Genomic DNA, 17747 nt, shown 5'->3' on the forward strand with positions numbered 1-17747 from the left:
ACCCGGCTTTTTTGTGTTTTAGTGGTACGCTCGGCATTTTTCAACCCAGCGTGCTGCTGCCTTGGGGAGAGAAGCGAGATGAATGTGTGTGTAGGCTGCCAAAAGGTTCCCTTTGGCAAAGCCTTCGCTCTGGAGTCCACGCATCCCTTTGGTTTGATAGGCAAAGGGATAGGGGGCAGCAGATTCATCATAGCTCATGACAGAATAATGAAATTCGTGTCCCCGAATCGTCTCTCCAGCCTCCAACAGCAAGCAATCTTGCAATGCAGTTGCTTCCCGGTATCCCAAAGCAGCCCGCTTCTCCTGCATGCGGACATCCGAAGGGATCACCCCAGCCATGTGGTAGGTGTGACCCGCCCGATCCGTAAGTGTCCGGGCCAGTACCATATAGCCACCGCACTCGGCGAATACAGGCATATCCCGGCTGACTGCAGCGCGAATATCTTCCAAAAAGCCTGTATTGGCAGCGATATCTGCCGCAAACTCCTCGGGAAAGCCGCCGCCCAAATATAACCCGTTGGCGCGCTCAGGAACGCGTTCCCCCGCCAGCGGACTAAAATAGACAATCTCTGCTCCCGCCTGACGCAGCAAATCCATATTTTCCGGGTAGTAAAAATTGAACGCCGCATCTCTGGCGACGGCAATGACAGGACGCTCCCCGGCCGCAGCTTCATACTCAGCTGTTGGATGCCGATCCGGAGAAAATAATCGGTGCTCTGGCAGGGTGAGCGGCGAAGCCGCATCCGCCAATGCCCGCAGTGCATCCAGATCCGTACCTGCGCGGATCAGCTCTGCCGCCCGTTGAAAAAGCGGCTCCAGCTCGCCGCGTTCTACAGCAGGCACCAGGCCCAGATGACGTTCAGGGATATCCAGCCCGTCATCGCGCTTTAACCAGCCGAGCACAGGGATGCCGCATTCCTGCTCGATCGCCTTTTTGACCATGCCGTAATGCCCCTGGCTACCGCAGCGATTTACGATTACGCCCGCAATGTGCAGCTTGGGCTCCAAGCGCTGAAAGCCGAGCACGATAGCGGCCGCGCTGCGTGCCATGCTGCGCACGTCGACGACCAGCAATACCGGGCTATCCGTCAGCATGGCAATTTCGGCAGTCGAACCAATATTGCTGAGCGGGTCCTTGCCGTCATACAACCCCATGACGCCTTCAATCACGGAGAGATCCGCGCCTTCGGATGCGCGGATAAAGGTTTCACGCACCGTATCTGGCGAGGTCATCCATGAATCGAGATTTCGGGAAGGCGTTCCGGTCGCGGCTGTATGATAGGTCGGATCAATATAATCCGGACCGCACTTAAACCCCTGCACTCGCAGGCCGCTGTCGGCGAACGCCTTCATCAGCCCGAGGGTCACCGTGGTTTTGCCCGCACCGCTTCCCGTACCGGCAACAACGATACGGCTTCTGCGCACTGGAGTAGACAGATCAGGCTGCTGTACAGTCTGCTTCATATCGTCATTCATAAGGCACCCGCGCCACAGACAACGTCATATTGCCGCTTTTTTTCTTCTCCAGCAGCCAATGGTCTGCACCGGAAGACAACAGGGCTGAGGGTTCGCTGACCCCATATGCCCCGGTGTATTTGAAGACGGTCTCTGATGGATTGGGAAGCTGCACCGTATTCAGCTCTGACGGAGTGTAGGTCACCAGCTCCCAGCCGTATTTGGCGCAGAGGGCAAGCAAGCCCTCTTCATCCTTTTTCAGATCAATCGTGGCCATATTCCGTACGCTTTTCACAGACAAGCGCAGCTCTTGCAAGGTGTCCAGCACACCTGTCTCCAGCTCCTCCAATGCAGTTCCCCGATTGCAGCCAATACCAAGCACCAAGCTTTTGGGACGGTACAGCACGCCATTTGCAAGAAACCTCTCCTCTTCCTCAGGCTCCAGCAAGCGGTCACTTACGACTAACGCGGCGTTGAACGGCTCATGTGCCGCTTCCGCCATTGAGGCATATACCTTGATATGCGCAGGTACAGGCTTGTCATAACGCCACCAGTTCCGTTCGCCCGTCTCTTGTATGAATGCAACAGGCTCCTCATTCACAACAGCGGCGCTCACAGGCGTGGCCTTGTCGAAGCTATCGACCACCCAGCCCAATTCCCGGCCCAACATATCCACCGGAATCGTGCCCTGCACGTCCGATGCGGTCGTGATTACCGGACGTGCACCCAGTACAGCGGCTACATGACGGGTTAATTCATTCGCGCCGCCTAAATGCCCAGACAGTACGCTGATGACATGTTCTCCGCGATCGTCAATGACGACCACGGCTGGGTCTACCTTTTTATCCACCAAAATCGGTGCAATCATACGAACCACCGCACCCAGGGAAATAAATAAAATAATACCGTTATACTGTTTGAATAAATCCGGCAAGATTAGCTTGACCGAACCTTCGAACAATTGAATGCCGCGCTCCTGTTCGTCGCCACGTTCAAACTTGGACATGTAATACACGTCCGTACCCGGAAAGCTGGCTCCCAAATTGCGGACCATTTCGACTCCATGCTTCGTGATCGCCACAGCGGCAAATGGATTACTCACCAGGCTTCACTCCCTTCCGGTAGCCATGGGTGAACGACTTGTCATACAGCTTGGAACGATGCGCGTCCTTGTCCACCAGCCCGGGGTCGAGCGCCCAGCCTGCCAAAATCATGGCATGCATCGTAATACCCGCTGCGCGCAGATCGGCTGGCAATTGGGCAAGCGTCGTGCGCACGATCTTTTGGTCCGGCCAGGTTGCGCGCTGCACAACTGCTACAGGCGTGTCCTCGCTCCAGCCGGCCGCCAGAAACTCAACGACCACCTTCTTCGCCAGCGTTGCGCTAAGGAACAGCGCCACTGTACAGTGGTGGGATGCCAGATCACGCAGCTTTTCTCGATCCGGTACAGGTGTACGGCCTTCGGCACGCGTCAGAATAACCGTCTGCGTCAGATCAGGCACAGTTAGCTCTGTACCCAGCACAGCCGCAGAAGCAAAGACCGAGCTGACGCCTGGTATGATTTCATAGGCTACGCCGCGCTGCTTCAGCAGCACCATTTGCTCCAAAATCGCACCATACACTGCCGGATCACCTGTATGTACACGGGCTACACTGCGTCCAGCCTGCACAGCCTCGCTCATAATCTCAACCTGCCGTTCCAAATCCATGCCTGAGCTTTGCAGTACCTGTGCCTCGGGCTTGGCAGTAGCAATCAGCTCGTCGTTCACCAGTGAATCCGTGTACAACACCACATCAGCTGTGCGTAGAATCCGGGAGCCTTTGACCGTAATCAACTCCGGGTCGCCGGGGCCTGCTCCTACGATATATACCTTTGGCTCCAACGTCATTTGCTCACCACCATTAAACTCAAATATTCAAGCTCCTGTCCGCGCAGTTCACGGGCGTTGCGCCATACCATTTCATAAGGAGACGTGACTTTGGTAATGACAGAGGCACAATCCCCAAGCTTGAGCTCGTCCAGCACATCCAAAATCAAATCCAGCACCTTGGCAACCTTGATAAACACGACTGTATCGTGACTCTCAATGGCCCGCTTCATCGCTTCTCGATCCTCCGTAGCCGGAATAATACCGACCTGCTGGTCTCCGTCTGCCAAAGGTAATTCCAGCGCCGCCGCTGCTCCCAATACAGAAGAGATGCCCGGAATAGATACAATCGGCACCTCGGGATGAAGATCCTTCATCAGACGTGCCAAGTGAATAAAGGTACTGTACAGATTGGGATCTCCTTCTGTGACAAAAGCTACATCCTTCCCTTGACTCAGAGCCTCCCAGCAAGCAACCACCGTTTTGTTCCACTCCCGCTCCAGTACAACCGGGTCCTTGGTCATTGGAAAAATGAGCCCCAGCATCTCCTTTTCCTCCGGGTTCACGTATAATTCCACAATTTCGTGGGCATACGATTTGCCTCCCCGGCGCTTCTTCGGATAAGCCACAACTGCACATTCCTGAATCATCCGGTACGCCTTGACCGTGATCAGCTCGGGATCACCCGGCCCCACGCCTACGCCGTAAAGTGTTCCTATTCCCGCCGTATTCATGCTGTCTCTCCCCCTCTTGATTACCAGCTTACTCCCCTGCTGCTCCGTCAGCCACGTCTACCGGCGGCTGTCCTGTAATGACATATATCGGATTGAGTCCGTCAAAACGAGTCATATTCAAAATCGGCTTGCTACGCGCTGTTTGCAGTAACGTCACCGAGGTTTCGAGTCCTGCGGCTTGCATCGCCTTCATACCGTCATGCAGCGTCTCAATGGTTGCAGCATTTACTACAATTCGCCCGTCCTTACGCAGACGGGAAGCGCACAGACGGATCAGTTCTGCCAGTTCTCCTCCGCTCCCGCCGATAAACACGGCATCCGGGTCTGGCAACTCATCCAATCCGGCAGGCGCTTTGGCATGAATCACTGGAAAATCAGTGCGAAATTTGATCTTGTTCGCTTCCACATTGGCGAGATCGCCTTCATTCTTCTCAATGGCGAACACTTGCCCGTACTTGGCCAGCCGCGCACATTCCACAGCTACAGAACCCGAGCCTGCGCCGATATCCCATACGGTGCTTCGCTCGGTCAATCGCAGCTCGGACAAGCTGAATACACGCACTTCACGCTTCGTGATCAGCCCTTTTTCCGGCTTGCGCTGGTGAAATTCAGCATCCTCAAAACCAAATCCCCGGCGGGTTGCTGGCACGTCTTCTCCCTTGCGACGGCGCAAAACAACCACGTTCAGGGGTTGGAATGTCCCCTGCGCCATCTCTTCCAGCGTATAATGCCGATACACCTCATCCGGTCCTCCCAAATGCTCACCGACAAAGGCATCATATTCCGTCATGCCAAAATGCAGCAGATAAGCGGCAACCGCGGCGGGATGATTACGATCATCCGTCAGCAACGCGATCTTGTTCTGCCCATCGATCCGTTGCGCTAAACCAGTCATCGGACGACCATGTACACTTTCCAGCACCGCATCCTGCCAGCTGTCACCGAGACGTGCAAACGCCAGTTGAACCGAACTGAGATGGGGTAAAATATCCAGGTGTTCAGCCCCCAGCTTGGCAGACAAATAGCCTGCAATTCCAAAAAAAAGCGGATCGCCTGACGCAAGCACGACAATATCCTTGTGCTCACGCAACCGTCCCAATTCTTCTACCACGGCGGATAAGCCGCTCTTTAATGTTCGTTTTTCTCCTGTAGCTGCCTTGAAAAAAGCTAGCTGGCGCTCGCCACCGACCAGCAGGTCAGCACGCTCAATTTGTTCCAGCGTTTCCTGCGACAGACCTGCCGCTCCATTTTCTCCGATACCAATGACACGGATCACTCTACTCACCAACTCTCGCCCTCCCCAGCACGTTCCCTTTCAGCGTTACCAGTACCATTTCCACGGTGATTCCACCACCTGCATGCTCCAGGCAATGCTGACATCCATAGGTACATAACTTTTCAAAAAAGCTCAGCGCATTCGCTTCGGTCATCATATCCGCCACCTGCGTAGCTGTATTCGCCTCAGCCACTGCCACTGCAAGCGACTCGTCCACCCCTGCTTCACGCGCAACCCTGGCCAAAAATCCAAAGTCTACTGGAGCACTCTTGGAGTGAACCATCATGACACCCTGAGCAACCTTTGACAGCTTGCCAGGCATACCGACGAGAATAATCTTTTTCATTCCCAATCGTTTGCCATGCTTGACTGCAAAGCCGACAAAATCCCCCATCTGAATAAAAGCTTCTTCCGTTAACTGGTCATACATTTGCATCGCATATTTTTCACTGCTGCCGCCTGTGGTCAGGACAATTTCCTCGCAGTTCATCGCTTGGGCAACCGATATAGCCTGCACCACGCTGGCTTTATACGCTGACGTGGAAAACGGAACGACCACACCGCGTGTACCCAGGATGGAAATCCCCCCAAGAATGCCAAGCCGTCCGTTCAGTGTTTTCTTGGCGATTTCTTCGCCGTCCGGCACACTAATGACGACCCGGACCCCTTTGGCCGATCCATGCTCCTCAAGCACGCCTGAGACGGCCTCCATAATCATCCGACGCGGCACCGGATTGATCGCTGCTTCCCCGACAGGCACAGGCAGGCCGGGCTTCGTTACCCGTCCGACGCCGACGCCGCCATCCAGCTCAATACCCGGCTCCTCGCGCCAGCTAACAGAGGCGCTAATTTTCGCCTGATGCGTGGCATCCGGGTCGTCGCCACCGTCCTTGATCGTCGTGCAGGAAGCCTCGTCCGCGTCCAACACAGGCTCGATCAGCTCAAACGCATGATCGAAGCCCGCAGGCAGCGATATCACCGCTTCCTTCGGCGGTATGCCCGTAATGAGCAGTTGCACCGCTCCTTTGGCTACTGCAGCCGCACAAGCCCCCGTCGTAAAGCCTGACCGCATCGGCTTGTCCGGCGCGGGAGCTTCACCACTTTTCATCCGTTTGGGTTTGCTGGCGGACGCCGCTTCCTTTTCCATGCCAATTCCTCCTTAACCTCTGCTGCTGATCATGTCTAATTTCATTTCATGATACAGCAAACGAACAACCGCATCTAGCGGACAGCCATTAAGGAGATGGCATTCAATGCCGCTACCACAATCGTACTGCCACCCTTGCGTCCAATATTCGTGATGAACGGAATATCCAGCTTGCGCAGCTCGTCCTTGGATTCTGCCGCCGATACAAAACCTACGGGCATGCCAATCACCAGTCCGGGTTTAGCCGCTCCTTCTTTCACCAGACGAATCAGCTCCAGCAACGCTGTCGGCGCATTCCCGATCGCATAGATCCCACCTTCGCTGGCCTGAATCGCTTTGCGCATTGAAATAATGGCACGTGTCGTGTTTAGCCTTTTGGCTTCTTCCATCACGTCCGGGTCAGATATGTACACATGAACATCCCCGCCAAATTGACGGATGCGATCCTTGCTCAGCCCTGCCTGAATCATTTGCACATCTGCCACCACCGGCTGCCCTGCGCGAATAGCTGCAATTCCGGCTTCGATTGCTTTGGGATGGAATACCATGCTGCGCCCCAGCTCAAAATCAGCAGATGCATGAATGACACGCTGTACAACGGGATATTGCTCTGCTGTAAATGGATGCTCTCCCAATTCTTCTGTGATCATCGCGAAGCTTTTACCCTCAATCTCCTGCGGCTGCACCGTTAGCGGCTTAAAGTCTGTTTTAAAATCCATGGTATCGACCTACTCCTTATGGAAAATTAGTTTAGGAAAAATAACTGCTCGTGCAATGAAATACCAGATACTTCTATTAAAACGCGTATTTTAAGATGACTATATTTTAGATACATGCCAGCAGTTGTTCTGGAGTAACTGAACTTGCAGGGCTTTGACTCAACTCAAATTGAAGTCTTCCCTGTGGCTGTACGAAGGGCGTTAATTACTCCGTCGAAATGATCAAATACCGTACCAAACTCTACTTCCGGTCTGGAAATCAAAATGACGTGAATACCCAGGTCCAAAGCAGACTGAACCTTCTCATCCACTGCTCCGGTGCGTCCGCTCTCCTTGGTGACCATCACGGTCGTAGCAAAGTGCTTGTACAATGCTTCGTTCATCTCACGCGAAAAGGGTCCCTGCATGGCAATAATATTTTTTTGCTCCATCCCCAGCTCTCCGCATTTCTCCATATTATCGAGGCGCGGCAGCATACGTGCAACCAGACGAATGTCCGGATCTCCAAGCAAATGCTTGGTGAACGTGCCAAGCGTCTTACTGCCCGTTGTAAGCATGACAGAGCCTTTGAGTTGCTTAGCAATTAATGCCGCCTCTTCATAGGAAGGAACGATATGGAGCAACGGATGATTGTCATACACCAGTCCCGTCCGCTCGTAGCGGATATAAGGAACTCCAGACTCGCGAGCAGCAGTCATCGCATTCGCATGTGCTTCCTCTGCAAAAGGGTGGCTGGCATCAACAACAGCCTGCATCCCCTTCTCCCGAATCATTGCCCCCATTTCATCGGCTGTCATTCGGCCTGTACGCACGTCCAGTCCTGCTTCGGACAAACTGGCCGCCGCGCTTTCGGTTACGACTGAGGTCAATATGTTAAAGCCCATGTCACGAATTTGCAGCGCCAATTCCCGTGCATCGCTCGTTCCACACAGCATGAAAATCATGAGCCTTTCACCTGCCCAGCTACGTTCACTACAGAAGTCGTATGATCATGGTCATGCTCTTCATGGTCGTGAGCATGCCTATGCTCATGATCGTGCGCGTGGTGATGTGTATGGTGCTCGTGATGATGATCATGCTCATGTGTATGATGATGGTGATCATGATCGTGATGGTGGTGGTGATCATGCTCATGCTCATGATGATGATCGTGGTCATGGTCGTGGTGATGATGGTGATGCTCCTGTGCTTCCAGACGGAACTGGCAGTTATCACAATTAGCCGTAACCTTACCGAACAAACCTTCGTTAGCCCGCTCTAGCACCAGCTCAACCAATTGAGGATGGAAACCAAAATATCCGCCCATTTCCACCTGTAATGCAGGGTGAGCCTCAGCAAATTCCTGGGTCATTTCTTCGATGCGCTTAATCAGCACACCCGTGAACAGAAAATACGGAAGCACGATAATCTTTTTGGCACCCAGTCGTACGCAACGCTCCAGACCGTCTGGAAAAGAAGGTTGCGTCACGCCGATAAAGCTGCTTTCTACCCACGTATAAGAAAGCTTCTCCCACAGCATACGGGTGATTTTGAAAAAGTCACTGTTTGCATCTGGATCGCTACTTCCGCGTCCTAATACAAGTACTGCTGTTTCTTCGTTGGATACCTCGGCAGATGCCTCGACCGCGCTATGCATCCCCGCAGGAATTGCAACCGGACGGGTCTCTTTCAAGCGATCCAGCAGTATGCTAACGATTTTCTCGTGAACGCCAATCGGGCGTCCGTATACAAATTCCACCTGCGGATATTTTGCCTTTGCCCGATCAATAGCCATCGGAATATCAATTTTGGCGTGCACTGCGGCGAACAAAATAATCGGAATAAGAACGACACGCGTCGCCCCTTTCTCCACACACGCCTGCACTCCTTCGCCAATACTGGGCCGTGCCAACTCTAGAAAACAGGTTTCTACACACGTACCTGGCGCCCGATCTGCTACCGCCTGTGCAAATTCCAGTAGTTCCTGATTGCCCTCTGGGTCCCGACTTCCATGTCCAACCAACAATATTGCATCCACTGCTGTTTGTTCCTCCTCATTTATAGGGATAGCCTACAGACGCCCTATTTTATATATATGCTTGTATCCGGTTCATCAAGCCTACCAACCGACTAATCACCACAAACCGCGTTCACTTCTACTGTTGCCGGCGCATCTTCATGCCGGAAACCGGCAACGATGCCTACACGTTTGAAAAATTTATGAAAACGCTCGTTCGGATGCCCTTTTTCTTTGTATTCAGCGATAATATTCTCCACGATGTCCGTAATCTGGTCACCCGGAATCCCTTCCGCTACAGGCTGAGCGGCATGAGCATTGCGACCAAACTTTTTGCCGCCGAGAAAAAGATCGTATCCTCCCTTGCGATAGACGATTCCGATATCCTCCAGCACTGCTCCATAGCAAGCCATGCCGCATCCGTTCAAGGCAATACTCGTTTCCTTGGGCGCCTGTAATCCACCAAGTACAACCTGTAGATGCTCAGCCACAGGCACAGCGTCATCTTTCTCCATATTGCAGAAGTCGCACGCCTTCACCTTAAACACATCGCCGATCGGCATGACAATGAATCGCTCATCCCGTAGCCGTCCGACTAGTTCCTCGGGGTCTGTGCACGGCACGCGCAGCACGATTTGATGATCTGGCGTGTATTCCAGCTCACCATCATCACCCGCTACGTCAGCGAGCAGTGCCATCTGCCGAGCGGTGAACTTCTTGTTTCCCACACCAGGGGAAACACCTACCTCAAACAGCGCAGGCTTGCCAAAGCCGCCTGGCGCTTTCCCAGCCGCAGCCCCTGCTCCGGCCTCTGCTGACGTTCCGGCGGCGCTCACGACAGCAGGCGCTTGCCCGCTCCAGCGAGCGTTGGCCTCGCCTGGCAGCTTGCCACCGACAGCAAGGCGGCCGAGCGCCTCTGCGGCCAGTGATGCCCCGGTTTGCTTCGCAGGCGTAGCCTGCACGGCAGCCATCGCTTGCGGGCGTGTCTGCGTGGCAACCGCAGCGCCGCTTGCGGAGGGCCCGGTGGGCGCAGTCAGTGCTGCGCCCACCTGCGGTGTATCCAGCGCGCGATCCTCTTGCGCGCCCAGCGACCACGGCTCTGCTTCCGTACGAAGTCTCTGATGCGGCTTAAGCGCTTGCTCAGTCGTATCCAACGTGTATTTGCGCTGATAGCCGCGCGGAGTCACGATTAAGCCGTCATACACTGTCGTTGAGGAATTGCCGATGATTACGGTCGTCAGCATCCCAATATCATGGTTCAGCATATCTTCCAGCGTCGTTACAATAACCTGCTGACGTTCACGATAAGCACTCTTTACCAACCCAACCGGAGTCTGCGGATCACGGTAACGGAGCAAAATGGACTGCGTCTCCACGATCTGGCGGGTACGCCGGCCACTGCGCGGGTTGTATAATGCAATTACAAAATCAGCCGAAGCCGCAGCTTCTACACGCTTCACGATCGTTTCCCACGGGGTCAGATGATCACTCAGACTGATCGTGCAAGCATCATGCATCACCGGCGCCCCCAACAATGAAGCACAGGATTGGATAGCCGAGATCCCCGGCACGACTTCTACCTCAACTCCGTCCTCGCGGCGCCAGCCTTTTTGCATCAGCACTTCGTACACCAGCCCTGCCATGCCATAGACCCCCGCATCTCCACTGGAAATGACGGCTACCTTCTTGCCCATCTCTGCTTGGCGAACCGCCTCTTGTGCACGGCTCACTTCCTCTGTCATCCCTGTGCGTACAATCTCCTGACCATTTAGCAACGGACGGATCAAATCAACATAGGTGTTGTAGCCGATAATGACCTCACTTTCAGCCAGCGCATCCAACGCCCGTTTTGTGATATGTTCCATATCTCCTGGTCCAAATCCAATCACCAGCAATTTTCCTAATGGGCTCATCGTGCTCCTCCTATTCATCCTTTTCAGGGCAGCTATACTAACTAATTCATTAATTTATGAACATCTATAACTCGAAAAACCCCATCCTGCCCGGATGGGGTTCCTATGTACGTATCTCTCTCATCAGACGAAACAGCGTAAGAAGACAGTTCTTGTCTCCCTCCAACCTGCCGTTGTTTTCCATCTGTTTTGTTTACGCTTCAAACGCTGCTGCACGTTCATATCCACGCAAACCTGTAACCAACATGGAAAAAGCAACGTGTGCCTGATTTCCTGATTTTCGTACACCCATCCTCTCCGCGAAGGTTAACGGTGCATACAGATCAAGGTAGGTCTCCTGGCTTGGCATCAACGGATTCTTTCGTCTTCCCCGTTTTGTACGAGTGACCATTTTAAAAGAATCCTCTTCCTTACAGTGGCGGGACCGCTCGGGATTTGCACCCGATTCCCTGTTACCCTTTGCTCAATCGCAAAGGCACCTTGTCTGTCCGCTATTTGATTATGGGTCTTATCATAACCTTGCCTCAATCAGTTGTGCAAGCACGAAAAAAGCTTTATTTTAAGTTCTCTGCTTTATTTTTTAACATATGCAGCAATTCGTCCGGGTCCGCAGAGATACTCAGTAGCGCTGGATGATCAGCTCCGGTAAACCCTTCCTGAACGCTATGACGTACCATTTCTACCAACGGGTCAAAATATCCATTTACATTTAGCAGCCCAATAGGCTTGTGGTGAATACCAATTTGCGCCCAGCACAATACCTCGAACAGCTCCTCAAAGGTTCCCAAGCCACCCGGAAGGGCTATAAATGCATCGGCCATCTCGCTCATTGCCGCCTTACGTTCATGCATGCTTGCTACCTCAATAAACTCGGTAACTCCCCGATGTACGATCTCTGCATCAAATAACAGGGTCGGCATAATACCGGTGACCTGACCGTCACCCGCCAGCAGTCCATCCGCCACCTCACCCATCAGCCCTCTGCTGGAGCCACCATAGATCAGACGGATATGCTGGCGAGCCATGGCTTCCCCCAGCTTGCCTGCCGCCTCTACATATACCGATGAATGTCCAGGTCTGGACCCGGCAAATACACAAATAGAATTCATTAACGTCTCAGCTCCTGTCCTCAAGTATCATGCATCGAAACTTATTCATTATATTAGACAAATATTTTCGCTATAACAAAAAACTTTATCGATGCATGTCCAACAAAAAAAGATAAAGACCTCGCAGGCCCTTATCTTTATTTTACGCTGGATTCGTAAATATAAGTTCATTTTCAGCTTACAGCACTATCGTTGTCTAACTCATTTCAAATGACCATTCACGCTCTTCAAGCCGTAGCCATGCACCGAGTCACTATGCTCAAAATATTTGCCCAGCTCCACCATCATCGCGCCCATGCGCTCTTCAGTTGGGAACACAATTCGTTCAATTCCCTCTTCCAAAATGGATTGTGCGGTCACTTTGCCTACCGATACAGCAATGACATCTTCACGAAAAGCTTCCAGCAAATCTTCAATTCGGTTGTGCTCTCTGGCATATTGGGCCAAAAAACGGATTTGCGGGCCACTCGTGAACGTGACAGCATCAATCTTACGCTGGATCACATCGTCCAGCAATGCCTGCAATTTTGCTTCTTCAGGTGGGATATGCTTATAAGGAAGTACTTGGCGAGTCACTGCCCCCTGCTCATTCAGCCACTCTACCAACCGGGGGGCCGGATCTCCATGCAGTTGCAGCAGCACTTCCTTCCCCTTCAGATCATAAGGGACAAAGGCTCGTGTCAGCCCGATCAAACTTCCGTCCTCGTCCCGTACTGCTGGCGTAAAGCCACGCTTTTTGAGTCCATTGACCGTCTTGTAGCCTCGTGCCGCAATGTTGGAGGATTGCAGCAGCTCTATAATTTGCTCAGCCACGCCCATGTCCTCCGCCATATCGAACAGAGCGTCCAGTCCCATACCTGTCGTAAAGATGTACCAGTCCGGAGGGTTCTTCACCCACGATACAACAGCGTTGCGCAGCTCGATGTCATCCAGAAAAACCGTGCCCTGGGCTGGGCGCTCTACCGGCTCTCCTCCCATCTTCATAACTAACAGCGCCATTTCTTCTGCTTTACGGGGACCGGCAAGAGCGACTCTCTTACCTGTCATGCGTTGTGCCATGCTGTTGCCTCCCTTGTAGAAGTCGTATTTCTTTCTACCAAGTATACAATTAGAGAGACAAAAGACAAATAAGAATTACTTTTCCGCTAAATACAGTAAACTTATAATTGGGCGTGTCCTGTTTCACTTCCCTGCGGGCCTTCTTTCTGTTCACTTCTATCCCTCTCCCTGGTGGATGATGACTTATCGTTATCGTTCCCTTTAGATTTGGGTCGAAGCAGCATCCATAACACCAAGGGCATGAATACAAAGAAAATGACCATCACCGCAGTCCATTCCCGGCTGAAATCATAAATTTGTACTGTGTTGGAAAACAACATAAACGAACAGACATAACCTAACAAACCTACGGGCCATACCATCAGACTCCCCCAGGCATGAGTAAACATACGCTTGATCGCGAGACTGGTAACGTACAGGTCAACTCCAATCTTTATAAGAAAGGTTGGTACGGTCAACGCTGCTACGAATAAGTCGAATCGATCCAGAAAATCGGTTAGCTGCAACTGACGTACCAGTTCATACGATGGATAAAACAGCCGTGACAAGATAGGCACACCAATTACCAACTCCGACAGCAATACCAACAAGATCATATAGACAGTTCCGGTCAAATGCCCAAACCACGCACTACGCCCATTATAGCTCTTTCCCGGGAGGACAAAGGGAACGATCATGATATCGACCATATATCCCATCATACGCCAGCTACCCTTAATCACTCCCTCTACTTCCGGATGTAAATAGGGTCTCAACATTGAAAAATCCATATTACGGCCGAAAAAAAGCGGCATAGTCAGCAGTGTCACAATCAATAACGGGACAAAAATCTCCGCCATATTGACCATGGTGCTTATTCCGCCTTTAGCCATAAATACCAGAGTCAACAACAAAATAAGAGAAGTGATCACAATCGGAGTCAGCGGCAAAAGCACCACCTCTACCAGATCGGTAATAATCCTCAAATCCCGCGCAAAAATGATGAGGAATAAAATAAGGTAGATCGCAAGCAGCGCACGCCCCAGCACAGGGTGAGAGCTTACCATCGCCTGCATCAAATCCTGATCAGGGAAACGGCGTTTGAGTTTCAACATCGCCCAGATCGGCAAGCATAGCACGATAGCCGCAATTACACAGGTCCAGTAGGCATGCTGGTTCGCGTAATCTGCTGCCTGCGCCGGAGCATGTATAAGGGTTATTCCGCTCTCCATCAATACACCAAGCAGCACAATTTGTCTGGTTGTGAACTGTTTCATGCAGGTACATCCTCCTTTTGCCCGCAGGCATCCATTACACGATTTACAACGTAGAGGGGAGCCACATATCAATGAAACGAGCCACCCATGTAGCCACATAAATACTGCTCTTTGTCGATGTGCCGTAAATCCAGATACCAATGCTAATAACATACAATACGCGGGAGACCCAGCGATTGACGGCGGGTGCATTGCTAATACTTTTACGGTCAACCAGATACATAAAGAGCATAGCCAGCAATAAAGGCCATAGAAATACTTTATTCATTCTGGATTCGCTCCTTTTTGTACCCGAACGGTTTGGTGACCGCGCCGATATTCTCAATATGCACGACCGGATCTATGGTGATTTCCACCTTGGGATAGAGTTGATCCCATTGAGGTTTAATCCGTTTCCATTCCTCCGGGTGACTTGTAATAATAGCCCTGCCCAAGCCAAGTACATCTGAATGATACTTTTGCTGAATCACATGGACAGCCGCTCCCAGTTCCCTCTTGATCTCCTCAACTGTCTGCTGCTCCAACCACTTCAAATTCTCTTCGTTGGAAATATCAAAATCCGTCTCATTTTCCTTCACATTCCCATTGCAGTCCAGTCGAACGGTCATTGCAATCTCATTCCCCTGAATATGGGGTTTAATATTGACTCTATTTTCAATGAGATGGACAGATATGTAACCTTTACCCTTGGGAGGAGTGACAAATATCTCTGTCTCCTTGGCTTGCTCCATACCCAACAGCAGAAAGCGACTGAGGTGGTTATCAATAATCCCTGTTACCCTATCTTGGCGAAAGACAGCCAGTCCATCGATCTGAATATTTGTCTTCCTGTCTTTAAGGCTAGCTGGTCCATTCTTCACCAGAGACATTACTGGTACCACTGGATCAATGCCATCCAGCAGAATGGAATTCATCAGCAGCTTCACGGAACGAGGTTCTTTCATATAGGAAAAGTTGAGCTCACGTATCATTTCCGCTGGATATTGCTCAATCGGAGCATCTGCCTGAAGCATCTCCATCGCTGATCCCTTCGTGATAACAATCAGAGAAGACAGACGGTTTTGTGGAATACGTGCAATAACATCCATCATTTTGCTAATTCCCTCTCGTGCCAACGCCTCGCCGAACAGCAGCACCCGTCGATGAGAGTAATTCAGCGTCCGCGATACCTCCCGCTGTTCCTCGGCGATTGCCCCCCGAAAGCTCGGGCCTGTTTTGGACTCTAGATAGTATGACTTCGTACCTCTGGTACCTCCCCCTCCTCCTGTGCTGCCCGAAGAACCGAGCTGTCCAGGCAGAGCAATTTGCATCGTGATCCGGTATTGGTCACCTTCCTTATCCAATCCAGTACCCATGACAAAGGCCACATCATTCACTTCACGGCGATCCCAACATCCTCCCAGAAGAACAGAACAAAGCAGCAGACAACAGAGCACAGCCACTTTACGCATTTGTTGTGTATTTGATGTGGGCTTCATCACCATCCCTCCTCGGTTTCAGGCGATCCATTCATCTTTTTCTTCTCTCGTTTGTTGTTGTCCCTACCAATCCAGGAAGGACGTTTGACCATTTTCCACCAAGGCGCACGGACGATGATATCCTTCTGATCCGTATGGTTATACGGGCTATACCCACTCATATAAGGAACGCCAAACGATGTTAGCTTGGTTAAGTGCGTAGCAATCAGTGTTGTCGCAATAATGATGCCAAACAATCCAAATAAACCGGCCATCAGCATGATTGGAAACCGCAGCAGACGAACCGTGATCGCGAAATTAAAACGCGGTATGGTAAACGACGCAATACCTGTGAGCGACACAACAATGACTATGGGCGCCGATACGATCCCAGCCTGTACTGCGGCCTGCCCAATAACGAGCGCGCCGAGGATACTGACGGCCTGACCGACCGTTTTGGGGAGACGAATCCCTGCTTCCCGCAATGCTTCAAAAGAAACCTCCATCATCAACGCTTCCACCAGAGCCGGAAAAGGGATGGATTCACGAGCCGCCGCAATACTCAATATGAGTGTCGTCGGTAGCATATCCTGATGATAGGTCGTCACCGCTACATATAATGCGGGCAGAAAAAGAGCCATGAAGAGAAAAAGAAAACGAATCCAGCGCACCATATTACTGATGAAAAAGCGCTCGTAATAATCTTCGCTCGCTTGCATCATCTGCCACATCGTGACTGGTCCTATCAGGGCAAAAGGCGTTCCATCCACAAAAATGGCAAAACGTCCTTCCAGTAATTGCGCGGTGACGGTATCCGGACGTTCCGTGTATTCCATTTGCGGAAACGGCGAGAACGGATGATCTTCAATCAACTCCTCGATATATCCAGTCTCCAGAACACCATCGATTTTAATATCGCTGAGGCGTTTTTTAACATCCTCCACCATCTTCGGATCTATAATCCCTTCGATATAGGTAAGGACAACGCTCGTTTGCGTTTCTTTTCCGATGGTCATGCTGTACATTTTGAGCTTGGAGGTCTTCAACTTGAATCGCAGCAGTGCCGTATTCACGCGAAGTGTCTCAGTGAAGCCCTCACGCGGTCCGCGAATAACCGCTTCCGTCTGCGGTTCCTCCACGCCACGGCGGACGCCCCCCTTGGCACTGAAAATATACGCACGAGCCGTGCCGTCTACGAACAGAGCGGCATTGCCATCCAGAATCGCTGCTGATACCATCTTCCATTCGTCCATCGTTTTGGTCTGGGACATGGATATACGAGTCTCATCCAGCGGCTCCAATTTGCCGTTGACTTCAGGGTCCTTGAGCATCATGCCCAAGATGACGGGCCGCAGGATATGATCCTGCAAATCCTCTGATTTTACCGTACCTTCGAAATAGGCCAATAGCCCTTTTCGCTCAGGAGAAATCATGAGCTCTCGGTAGACAATATCAGAGCATTCCTTGAAAATATCACGCAATGCAACCAAATTGTCTTCCAGACTGCTGCGCAGCGGCTCTTCCATCCATGAAGACTCAGGCTGCCCTTGGGGTACACGAGAATTTCGTGGTTTGCGATTAGCGGCTGGAATCGCTCTCCGGCTCCACGGTAACTTTGGCAACTTGGGAAAGCGTCCTTTCTTCATTCTTATTCCTCCCTTTACGAATGAACCGAACACGTAACATGACCTATAGGATGTACCAGCCTGCAAAGGATTATGTATCCAATGCGCTCATCATCTTGAATGCATAACAAAA

17 protein-coding genes and 1 riboswitch are annotated in these 17747 nt (G+C 51.7%); all 17 genes read right to left on the reverse strand.

Going from position 1 to position 17747, the window contains the following annotated elements:
- Nucleotides 1–18: 18 nt before the first annotated feature.
- The 17 genes from FKV70_RS08145 to FKV70_RS08220 all read right to left on the reverse strand — a co-directional run bounded on the left by FKV70_RS08145 (nucleotide 19) and on the right by FKV70_RS08220 (nucleotide 17635).
- Complete coding sequence (locus FKV70_RS08145) at nucleotides 19–1476, reverse strand: cobyrinic acid a,c-diamide synthase CobB (RefSeq protein ID WP_142612489.1); 1458 nt, start codon at nucleotides 1474–1476, stop codon at nucleotides 19–21.
- On the reverse strand, nucleotides 1469–2557 hold the full coding sequence (locus FKV70_RS08150; RefSeq protein ID WP_142612490.1) for a cobalt-precorrin 5A hydrolase: 1089 nt from the start codon (nucleotides 2555–2557) through the stop codon (nucleotides 1469–1471). Before FKV70_RS08150 ends, FKV70_RS08145 begins: the two co-directional genes overlap by 8 nt.
- On the reverse strand, nucleotides 2550–3344 hold the full coding sequence (cobM, locus tag FKV70_RS08155) for a precorrin-4 C(11)-methyltransferase (RefSeq protein ID WP_142612491.1): 795 nt from the start codon (nucleotides 3342–3344) through the stop codon (nucleotides 2550–2552). The genes FKV70_RS08150 and cobM overlap by 8 nt, the downstream gene beginning before the upstream one ends.
- On the reverse strand, nucleotides 3341–4057 hold the full coding sequence (cobI, locus tag FKV70_RS08160; protein WP_063213790.1) for a precorrin-2 C(20)-methyltransferase: 717 nt from the start codon (nucleotides 4055–4057) through the stop codon (nucleotides 3341–3343). Before cobI ends, cobM begins: the two co-directional genes overlap by 4 nt.
- Nucleotides 4058–4085: 28 nt before the next feature.
- The gene (gene cbiE, locus FKV70_RS08165; RefSeq protein ID WP_142612492.1) at nucleotides 4086–5342 is read right to left on the reverse strand and encodes a precorrin-6y C5,15-methyltransferase (decarboxylating) subunit CbiE; all 1257 of its coding nucleotides are present in this window, start codon (nucleotides 5340–5342) and stop codon (nucleotides 4086–4088) included.
- On the reverse strand, nucleotides 5335–6480 hold the full coding sequence (locus tag FKV70_RS08170) for a cobalt-precorrin-5B (C(1))-methyltransferase (RefSeq protein WP_142612493.1): 1146 nt from the start codon (nucleotides 6478–6480) through the stop codon (nucleotides 5335–5337). Before FKV70_RS08170 ends, cbiE begins: the two co-directional genes overlap by 8 nt.
- A 74-nt stretch (nucleotides 6481–6554) precedes the next feature.
- Nucleotides 6555–7199: a precorrin-8X methylmutase gene (locus tag FKV70_RS08175; protein WP_142612494.1), complete on the reverse strand. Its 645-nt coding sequence runs from the start codon at nucleotides 7197–7199 to the stop codon at nucleotides 6555–6557.
- A 164-nt stretch (nucleotides 7200–7363) separates the two neighbouring features.
- Nucleotides 7364–8143, reverse strand: a complete 780-nt coding sequence (cobK, locus tag FKV70_RS08180) for a precorrin-6A reductase (RefSeq protein ID WP_142612495.1) — start codon at nucleotides 8141–8143, stop codon at nucleotides 7364–7366.
- On the reverse strand, nucleotides 8140–9216 hold the full coding sequence (locus FKV70_RS08185; RefSeq protein ID WP_142612496.1) for a sirohydrochlorin chelatase: 1077 nt from the start codon (nucleotides 9214–9216) through the stop codon (nucleotides 8140–8142). Before FKV70_RS08185 ends, cobK begins: the two co-directional genes overlap by 4 nt.
- Nucleotides 9217–9308: 92 nt before the next feature.
- The gene (gene cobJ, locus FKV70_RS08190) at nucleotides 9309–11108 is read right to left on the reverse strand and encodes a precorrin-3B C(17)-methyltransferase (protein ID WP_142612497.1); all 1800 of its coding nucleotides are present in this window, start codon (nucleotides 11106–11108) and stop codon (nucleotides 9309–9311) included.
- Between the two features lie 193 nt (nucleotides 11109–11301).
- Nucleotides 11302–11460 carry a hypothetical protein gene (locus FKV70_RS25870; protein ID WP_155762572.1) on the reverse strand — a complete coding sequence of 53 codons (159 nt, stop codon included), beginning with the start codon at nucleotides 11458–11460 and terminating at the stop codon, nucleotides 11302–11304.
- A riboswitch (cobalamin riboswitch) is annotated at nucleotides 11419–11605 on the reverse strand. It overlaps the preceding gene by 42 nt.
- A gap of 57 nt (nucleotides 11606–11662) precedes the next feature.
- On the reverse strand, nucleotides 11663–12217 hold the full coding sequence (locus tag FKV70_RS08195) for an LOG family protein (protein WP_064797725.1): 555 nt from the start codon (nucleotides 12215–12217) through the stop codon (nucleotides 11663–11665).
- 201 nt (nucleotides 12218–12418) lie between these two features.
- The gene (locus tag FKV70_RS08200) at nucleotides 12419–13276 is read right to left on the reverse strand and encodes a uroporphyrinogen-III synthase (RefSeq protein WP_142612498.1); all 858 of its coding nucleotides are present in this window, start codon (nucleotides 13274–13276) and stop codon (nucleotides 12419–12421) included.
- Nucleotides 13277–13377: 101 nt separating this feature from the next.
- Nucleotides 13378–14532, reverse strand: coding sequence for a GerAB/ArcD/ProY family transporter (locus tag FKV70_RS08205; protein ID WP_142612499.1), 1155 nt, complete (start codon nucleotides 14530–14532; stop codon nucleotides 13378–13380).
- Nucleotides 14533–14575: 43 nt separating this feature from the next.
- Entirely contained in the window at nucleotides 14576–14800 is a 225-nt protein-coding gene (locus FKV70_RS08210) for a hypothetical protein (RefSeq protein ID WP_142612500.1), read from the reverse strand.
- Nucleotides 14793–16010, reverse strand: a complete 1218-nt coding sequence (locus FKV70_RS08215) for a Ger(x)C family spore germination protein (protein ID WP_142612501.1) — start codon at nucleotides 16008–16010, stop codon at nucleotides 14793–14795. Before FKV70_RS08215 ends, FKV70_RS08210 begins: the two co-directional genes overlap by 8 nt.
- The gene (locus FKV70_RS08220; protein WP_142612502.1) at nucleotides 16010–17635 is read right to left on the reverse strand and encodes a spore germination protein; all 1626 of its coding nucleotides are present in this window, start codon (nucleotides 17633–17635) and stop codon (nucleotides 16010–16012) included. The genes FKV70_RS08215 and FKV70_RS08220 overlap by 1 nt, the downstream gene beginning before the upstream one ends.
- Between the last annotated feature and the right edge of the window lie 112 nt (nucleotides 17636–17747).

Source organism: Paenibacillus ottowii, assembly GCF_006874425.1.
GTDB lineage: Bacteria > Bacillota > Bacilli > Paenibacillales > Paenibacillaceae > Paenibacillus > Paenibacillus ottowii.